At 64.1% G+C, this 14,916-nt stretch carries 14 protein-coding genes; 10 read left to right on the forward strand and 4 right to left on the reverse strand.

Features of this window, described 5'->3' with window-relative positions; all coding sequences use genetic code 11:
* Positions 1-12: 12 nt before the first annotated feature.
* The gene (locus tag ACFVSI_RS05750) at positions 13-996 is read left to right on the forward strand and encodes an aldo/keto reductase (RefSeq protein WP_387820616.1); all 984 of its coding nucleotides are present in this window, start codon (positions 13-15) and stop codon (positions 994-996) included.
* A 59-nt stretch (positions 997-1,055) separates the two neighbouring features.
* Here the strand turns inward: ACFVSI_RS05750 and ACFVSI_RS05755 are convergent, their stop codons facing one another.
* Positions 1,056-2,147: a DNA polymerase IV gene (locus ACFVSI_RS05755; RefSeq protein WP_387820618.1), complete on the reverse strand. Its 1,092-nt coding sequence runs from the start codon at positions 2,145-2,147 to the stop codon at positions 1,056-1,058.
* 668 nt (positions 2,148-2,815) lie between these two features.
* Here ACFVSI_RS05755 and ACFVSI_RS05760 point away from each other — a divergent pair.
* Entirely contained in the window at positions 2,816-3,442 is a 627-nt protein-coding gene (locus ACFVSI_RS05760; protein ID WP_387820620.1) for a LysE family transporter, read from the forward strand.
* Between the two features lie 35 nt (positions 3,443-3,477).
* Positions 3,478-3,831 carry a hypothetical protein gene (locus ACFVSI_RS05765; protein ID WP_387820623.1) on the forward strand — a complete coding sequence of 118 codons (354 nt, stop codon included), beginning with the start codon at positions 3,478-3,480 and terminating at the stop codon, positions 3,829-3,831.
* Here the strand turns inward: ACFVSI_RS05765 and ACFVSI_RS05770 are convergent, their stop codons facing one another.
* Positions 3,832-4,869 (reverse strand): LacI family DNA-binding transcriptional regulator, encoded by a 1,038-nt coding sequence (locus ACFVSI_RS05770; RefSeq protein WP_387820625.1) that lies wholly within the window; start codon positions 4,867-4,869, stop codon positions 3,832-3,834.
* 138 nt (positions 4,870-5,007) lie between these two features.
* Between ACFVSI_RS05770 and ACFVSI_RS05775 the strand changes: the two genes are divergently transcribed.
* From ACFVSI_RS05775 to ACFVSI_RS05785, 3 genes are read left to right on the forward strand one after another with little or no spacing between them, the layout of a single operon-like run.
* Positions 5,008-6,066: a nucleoside hydrolase gene (locus tag ACFVSI_RS05775; RefSeq protein ID WP_387820627.1), complete on the forward strand. Its 1,059-nt coding sequence runs from the start codon at positions 5,008-5,010 to the stop codon at positions 6,064-6,066.
* Positions 6,066-7,508, forward strand: a complete 1,443-nt coding sequence (locus ACFVSI_RS05780) for an MFS transporter (protein ID WP_387820630.1) — start codon at positions 6,066-6,068, stop codon at positions 7,506-7,508. Before ACFVSI_RS05775 ends, ACFVSI_RS05780 begins: the two co-directional genes overlap by 1 nt.
* Entirely contained in the window at positions 7,505-8,446 is a 942-nt protein-coding gene (locus ACFVSI_RS05785; RefSeq protein ID WP_387820633.1) for a ribokinase, read from the forward strand. The genes ACFVSI_RS05780 and ACFVSI_RS05785 overlap by 4 nt, the downstream gene beginning before the upstream one ends.
* A gap of 79 nt (positions 8,447-8,525) precedes the next feature.
* On the opposite strand, the gene ACFVSI_RS05790 is transcribed toward ACFVSI_RS05785, so the two are convergent.
* A complete protein-coding gene (locus ACFVSI_RS05790) occupies positions 8,526-8,873 on the reverse strand; it encodes a hypothetical protein (protein ID WP_387820636.1) in 348 nt (115 codons plus the stop codon).
* Between the two features lie 99 nt (positions 8,874-8,972).
* Between ACFVSI_RS05790 and ACFVSI_RS05795 the strand changes: the two genes are divergently transcribed.
* The 3 genes from ACFVSI_RS05795 to pabB all read left to right on the forward strand — a co-directional run bounded on the left by ACFVSI_RS05795 (position 8,973) and on the right by pabB (position 12,294).
* Positions 8,973-9,578 (forward strand): TetR/AcrR family transcriptional regulator, encoded by a 606-nt coding sequence (locus ACFVSI_RS05795; protein ID WP_387820639.1) that lies wholly within the window; start codon positions 8,973-8,975, stop codon positions 9,576-9,578.
* A gap of 104 nt (positions 9,579-9,682) precedes the next feature.
* The gene (locus tag ACFVSI_RS05800) at positions 9,683-10,243 is read left to right on the forward strand and encodes a low molecular weight protein-tyrosine-phosphatase (RefSeq protein WP_387820641.1); all 561 of its coding nucleotides are present in this window, start codon (positions 9,683-9,685) and stop codon (positions 10,241-10,243) included.
* Positions 10,240-12,294 carry an aminodeoxychorismate synthase component I gene (gene pabB, locus ACFVSI_RS05805; RefSeq protein ID WP_387820644.1) on the forward strand — a complete coding sequence of 685 codons (2,055 nt, stop codon included), beginning with the start codon at positions 10,240-10,242 and terminating at the stop codon, positions 12,292-12,294. The genes ACFVSI_RS05800 and pabB overlap by 4 nt, the downstream gene beginning before the upstream one ends.
* 58 nt (positions 12,295-12,352) lie before the next feature.
* Here pabB and cls read toward each other — a convergent pair whose 3' ends face one another.
* Positions 12,353-13,825 carry a cardiolipin synthase gene (cls, locus tag ACFVSI_RS05810; protein ID WP_387820647.1) on the reverse strand — a complete coding sequence of 491 codons (1,473 nt, stop codon included), beginning with the start codon at positions 13,823-13,825 and terminating at the stop codon, positions 12,353-12,355.
* An 86-nt stretch (positions 13,826-13,911) separates the two neighbouring features.
* Between cls and ACFVSI_RS05815 the strand changes: the two genes are divergently transcribed.
* Positions 13,912-14,853 (forward strand): aminodeoxychorismate lyase, encoded by a 942-nt coding sequence (locus tag ACFVSI_RS05815; protein WP_387820650.1) that lies wholly within the window; start codon positions 13,912-13,914, stop codon positions 14,851-14,853.
* The last annotated feature ends 63 nt before the right edge of the window (positions 14,854-14,916 follow it).

Here is a 14,916-nt window from a genome sequence, read left to right on the forward strand (position 1 = left end):
ATAGTCGGAACCATGGAACAGCGCATACTTGGCAAGACCGGCCGACCCGTTTCTACTGTCGGGCTGGGAACGTGGCAGCTCGGAGCCGACTGGGGTTCCGTCACGGAGGCGGACGCCTTTGCCGTGCTGGAAGCCTCTGTGGAGCACGGCGTCACGTTCTTCGACACCGCGGACGTGTACGGCGACGGGCGTAGCGAACAGTTCATCGGGCGGTTCCTCAGTGAGCGCCCGGAGCTCAACGTCACGGTAGCCACCAAAATGGGACGCAGGGTGGACCAGGTCCCGGAAAACTACACCCTCAAGAACTTCCGGGAATGGACCGACCGGTCCCGGCGCAACCTGCAGCAGGACACCCTGGACCTCGTTCAGCTGCACTGCCCGCCCACCGCGGTGTACAGCAGCTCCGAGGTCTATGACGCCTTGGACACCTTGGTCAGCGAGGGAGCCATCCGCAACTACGGCGTCAGCGTGGAACGGACGGACGAGGCCCTTGAAGCCATCAAGCGCGGCAACACGGCCTCAGTCCAGATCATCCTGAACGCCTTCCGTGTGAAGCCGCTCGATGAGGTCCTGCCCGCAGCCAAGGAAGCCGGGGTGGGCATCATCGCGCGCGTCCCGTTGGCTTCCGGTCTCCTGTCCGGCAAGTACACGACCGACACCGAATTCCCCGCCAACGACCACCGGAACTACAACCGCGACGGTGCAGCTTTCGACGTCGGCGAGACTTTCTCGGGCGTGGACTTCGCCACCGGTGTCAAAGCCGCGCAGGAGTTCAGCGCTTTGGTTCCCGACGGCGTCACCACCCCGCAGGCGGCCCTCGCCTGGGTTGTGGCCCAGGACGGCGTCACCTCGGTGATTCCGGGAGCCCGCTCGGCCGAGCAAGCCGCGGCCAACGCCGAGGCCGGAGACATGCAGGTTGTCGGCGCAGGATTGGCGGACGGGGTGCGGGACATCTACGACCGCTACTTCCGCGAAGCGATCCACCCGCGCTGGTAGGCGGCAGGCCGGCGTCGGGCGCTTTTCGCTTGGCGTCCTTACCAACGCGCGACGCCGGTTCACCAACCGCTGCGGGTGGGTGTGTGGCCCTTCCTGGCTTCCTCGGGCATCGACATTTCCGCCCTTAACCCGAGAAGGCGGATCGGCCGCTCGGGTTCGATTTTGGCGGAAAGGTCCAGCGCCTGAGCCAGAACTTCGTCGCGGTCATAAGTCTCGGGGATTTTCCTCGCGTAGGTCTTGGTGAAGAAGGGCTTATAGCGGACCTTGAGGGTCAGACCGACTACGGGCCGGCCTTCGGCGGCGACGTCTTCCAGGACGCGGGCGGTCAGCTCCTTGAGGGCGTTTTCGATCTGGCCGGGTTCGGTGAGATCCTGCTGGAACGTGGTTTCACGGCCGTGGGCGCGGGCAACCCAGGGCGTGTCATCGACCTCCGTGGCGCCCTCGCCTCTGCCGAGTTGCGCGTACCACGGGCCCATTTTCGGGCCGAACTCGGGAACCAGGTCCTGCGGGTCTGCGGCGGCGAGTTCCTTCACCGTGGTGATTCCGTGGGTTGCCAGTCGCTTGGAGATCTTGGGACCTACGCCCCACAACCCGATGGTGGGTTTCTCCCCCATGACGTCCAGCCAGTTGTCCTTCGTCAGGCGGAAGATGCCAGCCGGTTTGCCGAAATCGGTGGCGTTCTTGGCTCGGACCAGGGTGTCACCAATGCCCACGCTGCAGTGGAGCTGGGTGTTCTCGAGGACGGCGGCCTGAATCTGCTGCGCGTACGCCTCCGGGTCCTCGGTGTGGACGCCGACAAACGCCTCATCCCAGCCCAGCACTTGCACTGTGGCTCCTGGCTGCTCGCGGAGGGTGGTCATCACGGTTTCGGAAGCAGCCAGATACGCTTCTTGATCGACGGGCAGGATGATGGCGTCCGGTACTTTTCGAGCTGCGATGCGCAGTGGCATTCCCGACCCAACGCCGAATGCCCGGGCCTCGTAGGACGCCGTCGACACGACAGCACGCTCGGTGGGGTCCCCTCGGCCGCCCACGATGATCGGCTTACCGGCAAGCTCCGGGCGCCTCAGTACTTCGACCGCCGCAATGAACTGGTCGAGGTCAACGTGCAGCACCCATGGAGTTCCGCTCACGGGATCAGTCTGCCTCATTGGTTGCCGGGTTGGCTGTAGCTTCACGACCCTCTTTCGGCTCCGTTACCGCCTAAATCAACCCATTCCGGGTGCATTCGGCGGCCCGCCGCGTGAAAGTGGGTCGGGGCGGCACGCGTCCCGGCGCAGGCACGGAGCTTTCTCAACAAAGTGGCAGGGAAGCGATCCACAGCTTTAAACCCCCTAGGGGAAAGAAGCTTGCGTTCCCTCAGGGTTGGAGGACCAGGAAGAAGTCCTGTGGTGCCGTTAAGGAACAATGGACCCGACGGCAATCGGGTCCCTGTTCAGCGCGGTGCGCTCATTTGGTGCGGTTGGAGGGCCATAGACCTCAAACATCACCCCTTGAGTCTATGGCCCCTCACGCTATAGGTGCAACGTTCCTGAAGCTCCTCGTAGTGTGGCCGCGCCCTGTTCCCATGGAGGAGGTGCCGGCATGACTTCCAAACGCAAATGGAAGGAATCATGGGGCGCCTGGAACTTGGTGGTCAACATCATCCGGCTAGCCGTTGATGTTGCCCGCTGGTTCTGGCACAACGTCCCGTAACAGGGAGCGGTGGCCGCCAGTTCCGGCTGGCGGCCACCGTCCGGGTGCATTCGGTGGCCCGCCGCGTGAAAGTGGGTCGGGGCGGCACGCGTCCCGGCGACCGGCCAGCCCCGCATAAGCTGACATGGTGCAGTTTTCACTTTGGCTGGCCCTGGTAGGCGCCGGCACCCTCATCAGCTTCACTCCCGGCGCCGGCGCGATCTTCACCATGAGCAACTCGCTCAACTCCGGCTTCCGACGCTCCATCTGGGGCATCCTCGGCCAACAGGTGGCCCTGATCATTCACATTTTGATCGTCGCTTTGGGCGTGGGCGTCCTGGTATCCAACTCACCGGTGATCTTCAACGTCATCCGTTACGCCGGTGCCGCGTACCTGGTGTACCTGGGCATCCGGCAGTTCTTGCACAAGCCTGACTTGGACAAAGAGCAGGTCGATGACAAGAAGAACGAGCCCGCACTTTCCATGTTCCAGCGGGGTGTCTGGGTCAACCTGCTGAACCCAAAGGCAATTGTCTTCTTCCTGGCCTTCATGCCTCAGTTCATCCGCCCGGACCAACCCCTGGTGCAGCAATATGTCGTGCTGACCGCCACTGTCCTGGCAATCGACATCATGGTCATGTGGTTCTTCTTCGCCTTGGCGGCACGTTCATTCCAACGCTTTACCCATGACCAAAAGGGCCAAAAGGTCCTCAACCGGATCTTCGGTTGCCTGTTCGTGCTGGTCGGCATCCTGCTGGCAGTCATCCACTAACCCGTCAAAGCCCACCCAGTGCTACGGTCGGAGGCATGGAACCGGACTGGATCGAGCACCGCCGCGCGGACGACGGCGAGCACGTCGGATGGATGAAGCCCGTCGATGAAGGATTCGTCGCCATCGACATGCTCGGACGCCCACGCACGGACGTTGTGGATTGGTTCACCGCCGAGGAAACACTAGATGACCTCGGGTTGCGCTACCTGGCAGACCCCCATGAACTACGGCTCGACGACGGCGGCTGGCTCCGCGTGCGGATCGCCGAAGTCACGCCGTCGGCAGTTCGGGTGAAGAAGGACGATTGGGGCGACATGACCGCTCCGCAGATCTACTTCACGGTTTCACTGCCCGTCAGCGAAGAGAAACTTCGCCCGCTGACGCGATAGCTACGACGTAGATCCCCGCACCACCAGCGAGCTCTCCAATGTCACGTGCGGCTCGGCCAACGGTGTGCCTTCCATGAGTCCTCGAAGCTGCTCCCCCGCCTTGCGCCCCAAAGGCGTCGCGGGCAGGTGCACACTGGTGAGGCTGGGGTTGCTGGTGGCGGAGTAGGGAAGATCGTCGAAGCCTGCCACCGCCAGCTCCTTGGGGATCGCCACCCCCTCCACGCGCGCTTCCTGCAGCACGCCGTAGGCGTGCGTGTCAGTACCGCAGACGACGGCGGTCACCCCCTCGCGCTGCCACCCGGGCCAGGCTTGGGCGAACGCGGCAGCGGCAGCACCGACGTCGATCGCTGTACTGATGACGTGCGCGGCGTCGACCGCCAGGCCGCAGGCTGCTGCTTCCTCAAGGAAAGCGTCGCGGCGCAGTTGAAACGTGGTGGTGCCGGTGACGCCGTCAACGTAGGCTGCGCGGGTGTGCCCGGAGGAAGCCAAATGGCGGGCCAGCTCACGCGCCCCTTGGGCAACGTCGAGGTTCACCGAGGGTGCATAGGCTTCCAACCCCGGGGCGTCCAGCAGGACCAGTGGACCGGCTGCGGAGAGATCTTCAAGGAATTCGGCGCTCGGAGCTCCCACCAGCAGGCCGGCAGGGCGGAGGGCCAGCAGTTTGCGCACGTCGGCAGCCTGGGGTGATTCGCCGGCGTCGGTCACTGAGAGCAGCAGCTGATACTCTGCGCCCAGGGCTTCCCTGACCCCGGCGATCACGTTGGCGAAGAACGGGTTGGACACATCGGGCGTCACCAGGATGACGATGGAGCTGACGCCGCGGGCAAGGGAACTCCCAATGCTGTCCACCACGTAGCCCAGTTCGGCGATGGCGGACCGGACGCGGGAGATGTTGTCGTCCGATACCCGTCCTTGAGTCTTGCCGTTGGCCACCAGGGAGACCGTGGCCGTGGAGACACCTGCCCGCGCGGCCACCATGGCAGCCGTCACCCGGGGCGTGCGATGTGCTCGGCCGCTGCGCCGCTCCAGGGATTCCATGTATCGATCGTAGCGTTGTTATACGGTCCTGACCTGCGAGAAGGCATCAAGCGCTTGACGCTCTCGACGTTAAGCGTTTGACGTAGCCGCCGAAGCAATGCCAAAATCACCCTGAATGCTTATCGCCCTGCCCCGGGCATGTTCGTGGCAGGCCCCAATGACGTGGAGAGAAACGTGGAAACCAACCCCCGCAAAAAGATCATTCTTGATTGCGATCCTGGCCATGACGACGCAGTGGCATTGCTGCTGGCGCACGGAAACCCGGACATCGAGCTGCTGGCCGTGACCACTGTGGTTGGCAACCAGACCCTCGAGAAGGTCACGCGCAACGCGCTTTCCGTAGCCACCATCGCAGGCATCACGGGCGTCCCATTCGCCGCCGGTTGCGACCGCCCCTTGGTGCGGACCATCGAAACCGCCCCCAGCATCCACGGCGATTCCGGCATGGATGGCCCGGAGCAGCCCGAGTCCGCTATCGAGCTGGACCCGCGACACGCCGTCGACCTCATCATCGAAACCGTCATGGCGCATGAGCCGGGCACGGTCACCCTGGTTCCCACCGCGGGCCTGACCAACATCGCGATGGCTGCCCGCAAGGAGCCGCGCATCGTGGAGCGCGTCAAGGAAGTTGTCCTGATGGGCGGCGGCTACCACGTGGGCAACTGGAGCGCCGTTGCCGAGTTCAACATCATCATCGATCCCGAGGCCGCACACATCGTGTTCAACGAGAAGTGGCCCGTGGTGATGGTCGGCCTGGACCTCACGCACCAGGCGCTGGCCACGGATGAAGTGGTGGAGCGCATCGCCAAGATCGGCACCAAGCCCGCACAGTTCGTCCTGGAGCTCATGGAGTTCTTCAAGAAAACCTACAAGGACGCCCAGGGCTTCGACTTCCCGCCTGTGCACGACCCCTGCGCCGTCGCCTACGTCATCGACCCCACGGTGATGACCACCCGCAAGGTCCCCGTGGATATCGAACTGCAGGGGAAGCTCACCCTCGGTATGACGGTTGCCGATTTCCGCGCCCCCGCCCCTGAGGACTGCCACACCTCGGTCGCCGTTGAGCTGGACCACAAGAAGTTCTGGGATCTGGTCACCGACGCGATTGAACGGATCGGCGAGCCAACGCACGACGGCGGTGCTTCCTCTGGCACGCAGCTCGCCGAAGCCGCCCTTGTCACGGAAGGCGCGAAGTAATGTCCACCCTCGCTGAAACCAAATCCACCCGGAACAACGTCACGGCCCTCATGGTCGCCCTGCTGGCAGCCTGCGTGGCCTTCCAACTCAATGCCTCCATGCTCAGCCCGGCCCTGGTGACCATGGGCAACGAACTCCAGACGGACCAGGCCACCATCGGCCTTTCGCAGACCTGGTTCTTCACGGCCGCAGCGCTGTTCTCCCTGTTCCTACCCCGGCTCAGCGACATTGTCGGCCGCAAGAAAATTCTCGTGGGCATGATGATCCTGATGGCCGTCGGCTCGGTCATCGCCGCCTTGGCTCCGGACGTAACGTGGCTCTTTGTTGGCCGCATCATCCAGGGCGTCAGCGGCCCGACCGTTCCGCTCTGCCTCATCATGCTCCGCTCCGCTGTAAGCAACCCGCGCAAGTACGGCGCACTCATGGGCCTCATTACGGCCGTCAATGGCGGGGTGGCCGGCGTCGACTCCTTCGTTGGCGGCTACTTCGCAGAAAACTTCGGCTTCCGCAGCATCTTCTGGCTCATGGTCGCCCTGGCCGTCGTAGCCACCGCGCTGATCGCGTTCCTCGCCAGCGAGAGCAAGCCGGCCGCCGGAACCACCATGGACTGGCTCGGCGTGTTCTTTATCGTTATTGCTGTCGGGGCTCTCCTGACCGCCCTGAACGAGGGTGCCAAGCTCGCCTCCGCCTTCGACGCCGGGACGCTGACCCTGGCCATCGGCCTGACGGTGATCGCCGTCGTCGCGTTCTTTGCCTTCTGGACCGTCGAGAAGCGCGCCAAGCAGCCGATGGTGGAAACCGTGCACCTGCGCCAGCGCTCCACGTGGGCTCCCCTGCTGACCACCACCCTCACCATGACCGGCATCTTCGCGGTGATCAACGGCATCGTCCCGGCATTCGTCCAGGCTGCTGACCCGGGCTTCGGCGTGGGACCCACCGAAATGTCGCTCATGATCCTCACCCCATACGCGCTCCTCGGCTGGGTCTTCGGACCGATCAGCGGCCGGCTCGCCCCGGTCCTCGGCTACACCAAGGTGCTCCGCATCGGCCTCGTTGGCAGCCTGATGGCCCTGGCCATCATCGCCCTCTTCGGCCTCAACAACCTGCCCATGATGATCGTGGGGACGGCCTTGCTGGGCATCATGTACGCCGGTACCGTCAACATCATGCTGAACGGACTCGGCGTGGTGCTCTCACCCAAGGGCAACCCCGGATTCCTCCCCGGCATGAACGCCGGCGCTTTCAACCTGGGTGCCGGACTGAGCTTCTTGGTCCTGCCTGCCGTCCTGGTGGCGACCTCAGCGCTCGGTGACGCAAAGGCCTCCTACCTGACCGTCGTCGTCGTTGGTTTTGCCATTACGTTCGCTGCGTTCGCGGCCTCGCTGCTGATCCCCAAGCCGGTTGACGCCGAGGTCCACGAAGACGAAGAGGTGGCCGCGTGAGCACGTCCGGAATCGTCGTCGTCGGCTCGTTGAATGCGGACCTGACCATCTACACCGAGCGGCTCCCTCAGCCCGGCGAGACCGTCCATGGCAACGGCTTCGCCGTGAATCCCGGCGGCAAGAGCGCCAACCAAGCCGTCGCGGCCAGCAAGCTGGGCGGCAAGGTGAGCCTGATCGGCGCCGTGGGCGAGGACTCCAACGGGACCATGCTCCTCGAGTCCACCGCCAACGCCGGGGTGGACGTCTCGCGGGTTCGACGCTCAGATACCGCGACCGGCGTCGCAGTGATCTCGGTGGATGCCAACGGTGAGAACAGCATCATCATCTCCGCCGGCGCCAACGGCACGCTGGCCCCGGCCGACGTGGACTTCGCCGCCTTCCGGGACGCCGCCGTCGTCTGTCTCTGCCTGGAGGTGGGTATCGATACCGTGGTGGCCGCCGCGCAGGCAGGGCACGACGCCGGAGCTACCGTCCTGCTGAACCTCTCGCCTTACGCTGAGGTGCCGGAGTTGTTGGCCGGCTTGAGCGACGTGCTGCTGGTGAACGCGCACGAGGCCGCCCTGTTCCTTGGTTCCGAGGCGAACATTCCTTCCGCCGATGCGAACGCGGAAGCCTGGGAGCCCGTCCGCAGCCAGTTCGCCGACCGGGGCCTGCAGCGGGTTCTCGTGACCCTTGGTTCACAGGGATCGGTGGTGCTGGATTCTTTGGCTCGCGGGGAGCAGCTGACCCGGATCGCTCCGACGCGGGTTTCCGCTGTCGACACAACGGGTGCCGGCGATGCGTTCACCGGTGCCGTGGCTGCACGCTTGGCCGCGGGTGATTCGCTCGTTGACGCGGCGTCGTTCGCTTCGGTGGCCGCAGCGTTGGCCGCAACGAAGAAGGGCACGCAGGCCGCCTACGCAACCCTCGGGGAAGTCGAAGCCACCCGCGCCTCCTAACCCCCCCCGTGCACCCAACTAGGGGACAGCTCTTGCTCTACTGAGTGCTCAGTGGAGCATGTGCTGTCCCCTAGTTGGGTTAAGCGGACTTGCGGGCTGCACTGCGGGCTGCGCTGCGGGCTGAACGCTCGACCGCCCTGCGGCTCAGCGCACCGTGTCCGGCCATGAGGCGGGGCACAACCACATACACGGCGGTGGGAACCACGAACGCGGTCAATACCAGGGCACGAAGGACCGGGTGCCACGGTTCCATGATGGGGCCGAGCAACAGCATTCCGATGGAGACCAGCGGGAAGATGGCGATCCACGTGATGAGCGCCCGCATGTGGACGGAAGGCCCCTGGGGACGAACGACGGCGGCGCTTGGGTTTGGCGCGACGGCCGGGGCTTCGGGGGCAGTTGATTCGGCGGCGACGGGGGTCGTCATCAGATTCTCCAACCAGATAGTTGTAATTGATGTGAGATCACCATAACCCTGCACGCAGTCAATTACAACTACTTAGTTGGAAACTGCTAATATGACCCTATGGCATGGGACACAGAACGAACCAAGGCCCTGCTGCTTGAGGCCGCCACCACCGAGTTCTGCACTCGCGGATTGGCGGGCGCCCGCATTGACAGGATCGCGTCCGAGGCCGGGGTCAACAAGGAGCGGATCTACCAGTACTTCGGCAACAAAAACGCATTGTTCGACGCCGTCATCGTCACCGCCCTCAGCTCCCTCATGGACGAGGTACCCATCGAAGGCACCGGCCCGGAAGCAATGGCGGACTACGCCGGGCGACTCTTTGACCACCACCAGAAAGACGCCACCGCACCCCGGCTTTTGTTCTGGGAGGGCCTGGAGCGCGGCACCGAAGTTGTGGGCTTGCCCAAACGCATGGCCAATTGCGCTTCCAAGGTCAACAGCACCATCGCAGCCCTGCCCGGAATCTCCAGGGAAGATGCCGGAGATCTCCTCATTACCATCGTGAGCCTCTGCGATTCGGCTCCCGTCCTGCCTGCACTGGACGGTTTGATGGCCGGCAATGACCCAGGCCGCGTCCAGAGGCGACGGGCCGCCGTCGTACGTACTGTCCACCTGGCGGCAACGGCGCTGGCGGCTGAAGCAGCGGAACCCGCCACGGCCTGACGCAGGCGCCCCGCACCCACCCTGTGACAACTTTGACACCAAAAGTGACTCACTTGTGAAGTTGCCCCTAGCCAAGAGGGGGTGACATCGACCATGCTTGCTGAATGTACTCAACGACGAGCCCATACCGCATCATCACGGTCTGCACTGGAAACATCTGCCGCTCGCCCATGGCGGCGCTCATGCTGACCGAAGCCTTCGCCGCGGAAGGGCTCGGCGGACTCGTAGAGATCGACTCGGCGGGCACCACGGGGTACGAGGTCGGCCACCCCATCGACCCCCGCGCCGCCCGGGTCCTGACCGCCCAGCACATCGCCTCCGAGGACCACATCGCCCGCGAGTGGAGGCGCGAATGGTTCGCAGGCCGTGACCTGATCCTCGCCCTCGACGTCGACCACTTCGGTTGGCTCCAGGAAGGGGCCCCGGACCGCGGATCCCTGGAAAAAGTCCGCATGCTCAGGAGCTTCGACCCGCAGGTGGCAGGGCGAAACACCCTCGATCTCGGCATCGAAGACCCTTGGTACGGCGGGCACACAGATTTCGACAACACCTGGACGCTGATAAAAGGTGCCATCCCGGGCATCGTGAAGCACGTCAAGTCAGCGATCGCCAAGGCGGACACCGAAGCAGGTCACGAGCACCAGCAGGTAACCTCTATGACATGACCCCCGCACCCGTGATCATCGCTGTTGACGGCAGGTCCGGCGCAGGCAAAACCACTCTGGCCGTGGAACTGGCGGCCCGGTTGCGGCAACACCACAAAGTCTCGCTCTTCCACCTCGAAGACATCTATCCCGGATGGAATGGGCTGCGCACCGGCATTGAGCGCTACGTGGCCACCGTCCTGGCGCCACTTCGCGAGGGCAAAGCCGCCGAATGGGTCAGCTGGGATTGGGAACGGCATTACGACGGCGGCCTGAACGTCACGCTGCCCGCTGAGATCGTCATCGTCGAGGGCGTCGGGGCCGGCGCTGAAGCAGGCCGTTCCATGCTGGACGCGGTGGTGTGGGTGGAAGCGCCAGGCGACGATCGCCGTCGTCGTGCCCTGACGCGCGACGGAAGCACCTACGAACCGTACTGGGACAGCTGGGCCGCGCAAGAGGAAGAGTGGCTCTCGGCGGATTCGGTGATTGAGGACGCCGACATCCACGTCCAGAATCCGGCCGACGGCAGCGCACCAGAAGATGTGCTGCGGGCCCTGATGTACCTGCCGTCGCTGGCGGCCATCCTCTCCCCCGAACTCAGCGCCCGCCGCGGGTTGCAGTTGCGGTCCGAGCGCCTCGAAGCAACCCCGGACGCCGCACTGCTCTTCGAGACCCTCTACGGCCGGTCAACGAACGCCGTGTGGCTCGATTCTTCCAACGCCGCGGCCGTGGCCGGCCGCTCCCAGGCCGCCGCCCGCAGCCGCTTCAGCATCCTGGCCGACGACGGCGGCACCTTCGGCCAGTCGGTACAGCACCGCTCCGGAGCCACCAAAGTAACCGCGGGGTCCGCCACGGTGACCACACCTGGTCCCTTCTTCCGCTGGCTCGACTCCGTCTGGGGCCGCCGGGCCGTGCGCGCGCCCCGCGGATACGACGCCCAATTCACGCTCGGCTGGCTCGGATACCTGGGCTACGAACTCAAGCGCGAAACCGGCGGGAACGATGTCCAGTCGGACACCCCTGACGCCGCGCTCCTCTTCGCCGGCCGGGCCGTGGTGCTCGACCATCGCGAACACACGGTTTGGCTGCTTGCCTTGGAAGCCCCCGACGCCGGCGACTGGCTGCGGGAGGCGCGTACCGCCGTCGTCAGGGCTTCCGACGGCGGTGCTGCCGCTGCTTTAGGCGGCTCCGGCGCTGCGGGCACCCTTGGCGCAGCGGTTCCCGAGTTCGCCAGCCGGGATTCCGCCACCGACTACAAGCGCAAGATCGCCGACTCGCAACAACAGATCAGCGAAGGCAACTCCTACGAAATCTGCCTGACCACCACACTCGAGGCGCCCGCCGGGGAGCTGGACGCGTGGAGCAGCTATCTTGCCTTGCGACGCCGGAACCCGGCGCCGTTCGCCAGTTACCTCCGGTTCGGCGGACTGGAGATTGCCAGCACGTCGCCTGAGCGGTTCCTGCGGATACTGTCCGACGGCGGCATGCGCGCCGAGCCGATCAAGGGCACCCGGGGCCGTTCTGCTGACCCGGCCGAGGACGCCGCGTTGCGGCAGGATCTTGAGACATCGCTGAAGGATCGCGCCGAAAACATCATGATCGTTGACCTCCTGCGTAACGATCTCAGCCACTTCGCAATCCCCGGCTCGGTAACGGTGAGCAGGCTTTGCGCCATCGAAAGCTACGCCACCGTCCACCAGATGGTGAGCACTATCGATGCCCACCTCCGGCCGGGCGCTCCCCGGGCTGAAGCAGTCGCCGCGGCATTTCCCGCAGGGTCCATGACAGGCGCCCCAAAAATCAGCACCATGGACATCCTCGACCAGCTCGAATCAGGGCCGCGAGGCATCTACTCCGGCGCCATTGGTTACTTTTCCCTGAACGCCGCCACAGACCTCGCCGTGGTCATCCGCACACTGGTGGTGAACCCCGACGCTGACGGCGGCCGGACGTTGACCCTGGGCGTGGGCGGGGCCATTACCGCAGATTCCGTCGCAGATGACGAATACGAGGAGATCCGGACCAAGGCGTTCGGCGTGCTCTCAACCCTTGGCTCCGACTTCCCCCACTGAGTTTTTGTACAGCTAATGCCCTTATAAAGGCCCCCTAAGCGCGTTAGCTGTACAAAAACTACTGCAGCGTCGCGGTCAATCTGGCGACGTTATCCACATACTTGGCCAGAGGGGGTCTGTCCATCCAGTCGTCCAACGTAAGCTCGCGGGACACCTCCCGATACGTTGACTCCACGGCCCGCATGAGGTTCACGGTTTCGGCGCCCAACAGCATCACCGAAACCTCCATGTTCAGGGAGAAGGAGCGCATATCCATGTTGCTGGAACCAAGAACGGCCACCTCGTCATCAATGGTGAAGTGCTTGGCGTGGAGGACGTACGGAGCCCGGTACAGGTAGATCCGCACGCCAGCATCCAGCAAGGCCTCGTAGTAGGAGCGCTGCGCGTGGTGCACCAGGAACTGGTCGCCTTTCTCCGAGACAAACAGTTCCACATCCACGCCCCTTTGGGCAGCCGTGGTGATGGCATAGAGGAGTGAATCATCGGGCACGAAGTACGGGCTGCAAATCGAGATCCTGTGCTGCGCCGAATAGATCAGCGTGTTGAAAAGGCGCAGGTTGTTTTCGGTGGCAAACCCCGGGCCGCTCGGCACTACCTGTGCTGTCACCTGTCCGGGAGCGGGGAGTGCCGGAAGACGCAACTGGTCCTCCAGGGATTCGTCAGTTTCACTGAGCCAGTCCGTCGCGAACACCACGTTGAGGGTGGGCACAATCGGTCCTTCAAGCCTGGACATCAGCTCAACCCACTTACGGCCAACCTTGCGGTGCTTGGGATTGTTGTAGGAGGGTTCGATCAGGTTCTGTGAGCCCGTGAATGCGACTTGCCCGTCGATCACCATGATCTTGCGGTGGTTCCTCAGGTCCGGACGCCGCCATTGGCCATGGATGGGCAGCAGCGGGAGCATTCTCTTCCACTGGATCTTGCCTGCCTTGAGCCTGCGGATCAGGCGTCGGTAGCCCTTGACCCGCAAGGTTCCGATGTGGTCGAAGAGGAGCCTTACGGTGACGCCACGTTCAGTGGCTCTCTCCAGCTCGGTCAGAAGCTCGTCTGTCACGGAGTCACTGCTCATGATGTAGAACTCGGCGTTGATGTAGTTCGTGGCGCCCCTGACGGCCTCGGCCATGGCCTTGATGGATTCCTCGTACCCGGGAATCAGTTCCACCTTGTTGCCATCCACCATGGGCAGGGAGCCCAGCCGATGATTGAGCTCGCTGGCTGATTTCACCCACTCCGGGCCGGAGTAGATACTCACAGGATCGGAGAGATCGGAGGTCACTGCGCGCACGCGGCGGTTGACCTCTTCCTGCTGCTCCCGCCTGCGCCTGGAGAGTTTGAAATTGCCAAAAAGGAGGAACAGGACAAAACCCACGGAAGGGATGAGGAACACAGCCAAAAGCCAAGCCATGGCGGTGGTGGGACGACGGTTGCCGGGAATGATTCCCAGCAGGACGATCCGCATGACGACTTCCGCGATGGCCCACGCACCCAGCAACCAGGTCCATTCCTGGCCAAACGGAAAAGGAAAGAGCACGTGACAAACCCCCACGGTTCATGAACAACAGTGACCACAGCCTATCCGGCAAAGCCACCAGCAGTAGCCCGCACTAAGCTGGGACCATGACTTCAGTAGCTCCAACGGTCCTCGTTTTCCTGGACCCCGCCTTCGAAAACGGCCGTATTGCCGACTCCAGCCAGCCGCAGCTCATGGCCACGGACTTGGGAGCTACCCGGGGTGATGGCGTGTTCGAATCGCTCCTGGCCGTTCAGGGCCGCCCACGGAAGGTCCAGGCGCACCTCAACCGTCTGGCCGGTTCCGCGGCAGCACTGGACCTGACCCTGCCGTCACAGGACGCGTGGCGAAGGGCAATCGACACCGCGATTACGGAATTCCGCGAAGTTCACCCCGCGCCTACACCCGAGGAAGACGAAGTGGTGGTCAAGCTGCTCGTCACCCGAGGTGTTGAAGGTGCGGCGAGCCCCACCTGCTGGGTACAGGCGTCGCCCTCACCCGCGGGCAGTCGCCGACAGCGGGAGACGGGTATCGACGTCGTGCTTTTGGACCGCGGTTTCGATACCGAAGCCGGCGAGCGCGCGCCGTGGCTCTTGCTCGGTGCCAAGACGCTGTCTTATGCCGTCAACATGGCCGCGCTGCGTTATGCGCACAAGCAGGGCGCAGACGACGCGATCTTCACCTCCACCGATGGCCGCGTCCTGGAGGGACCCACGTCCACTGTCCTGCTGGCGCACCTTGAAACAGTCGACGACGGCGACGGTTCCGTCAGGACTGTTCGTCGCCTCATCACGCCGCAACTGGACAGCGGGATCCTCCCGGGCACCTCGCAGGGGGCACTGTTCACTGCGGCCAAGGCGGCGGGCTGGGAATTGGGCTACGGGCCGCTGGAGCCCCGGGACCTGTTCGACGCCGACGCCGTCTGGCTCATCTCGAGCATCCGCTTGATCGCACCCGTGAACCACATCAACGGCAAGGAAGTGGGCACGCCCGCTATTCGAAAGCAGCTCACGGCCGAACTGAACGAACTGTTCGCGGGTATTGAATAGAGTCCCGCCTCAGGCGCTGGGCACATTTGCTCCGCTTGGAACCTAGCAGGTCACAAGTAGAGT

Source organism: Paenarthrobacter sp. NPDC057981 (assembly GCF_042886835.1).
Lineage (GTDB): Bacteria > Actinomycetota > Actinomycetes > Actinomycetales > Micrococcaceae > Arthrobacter.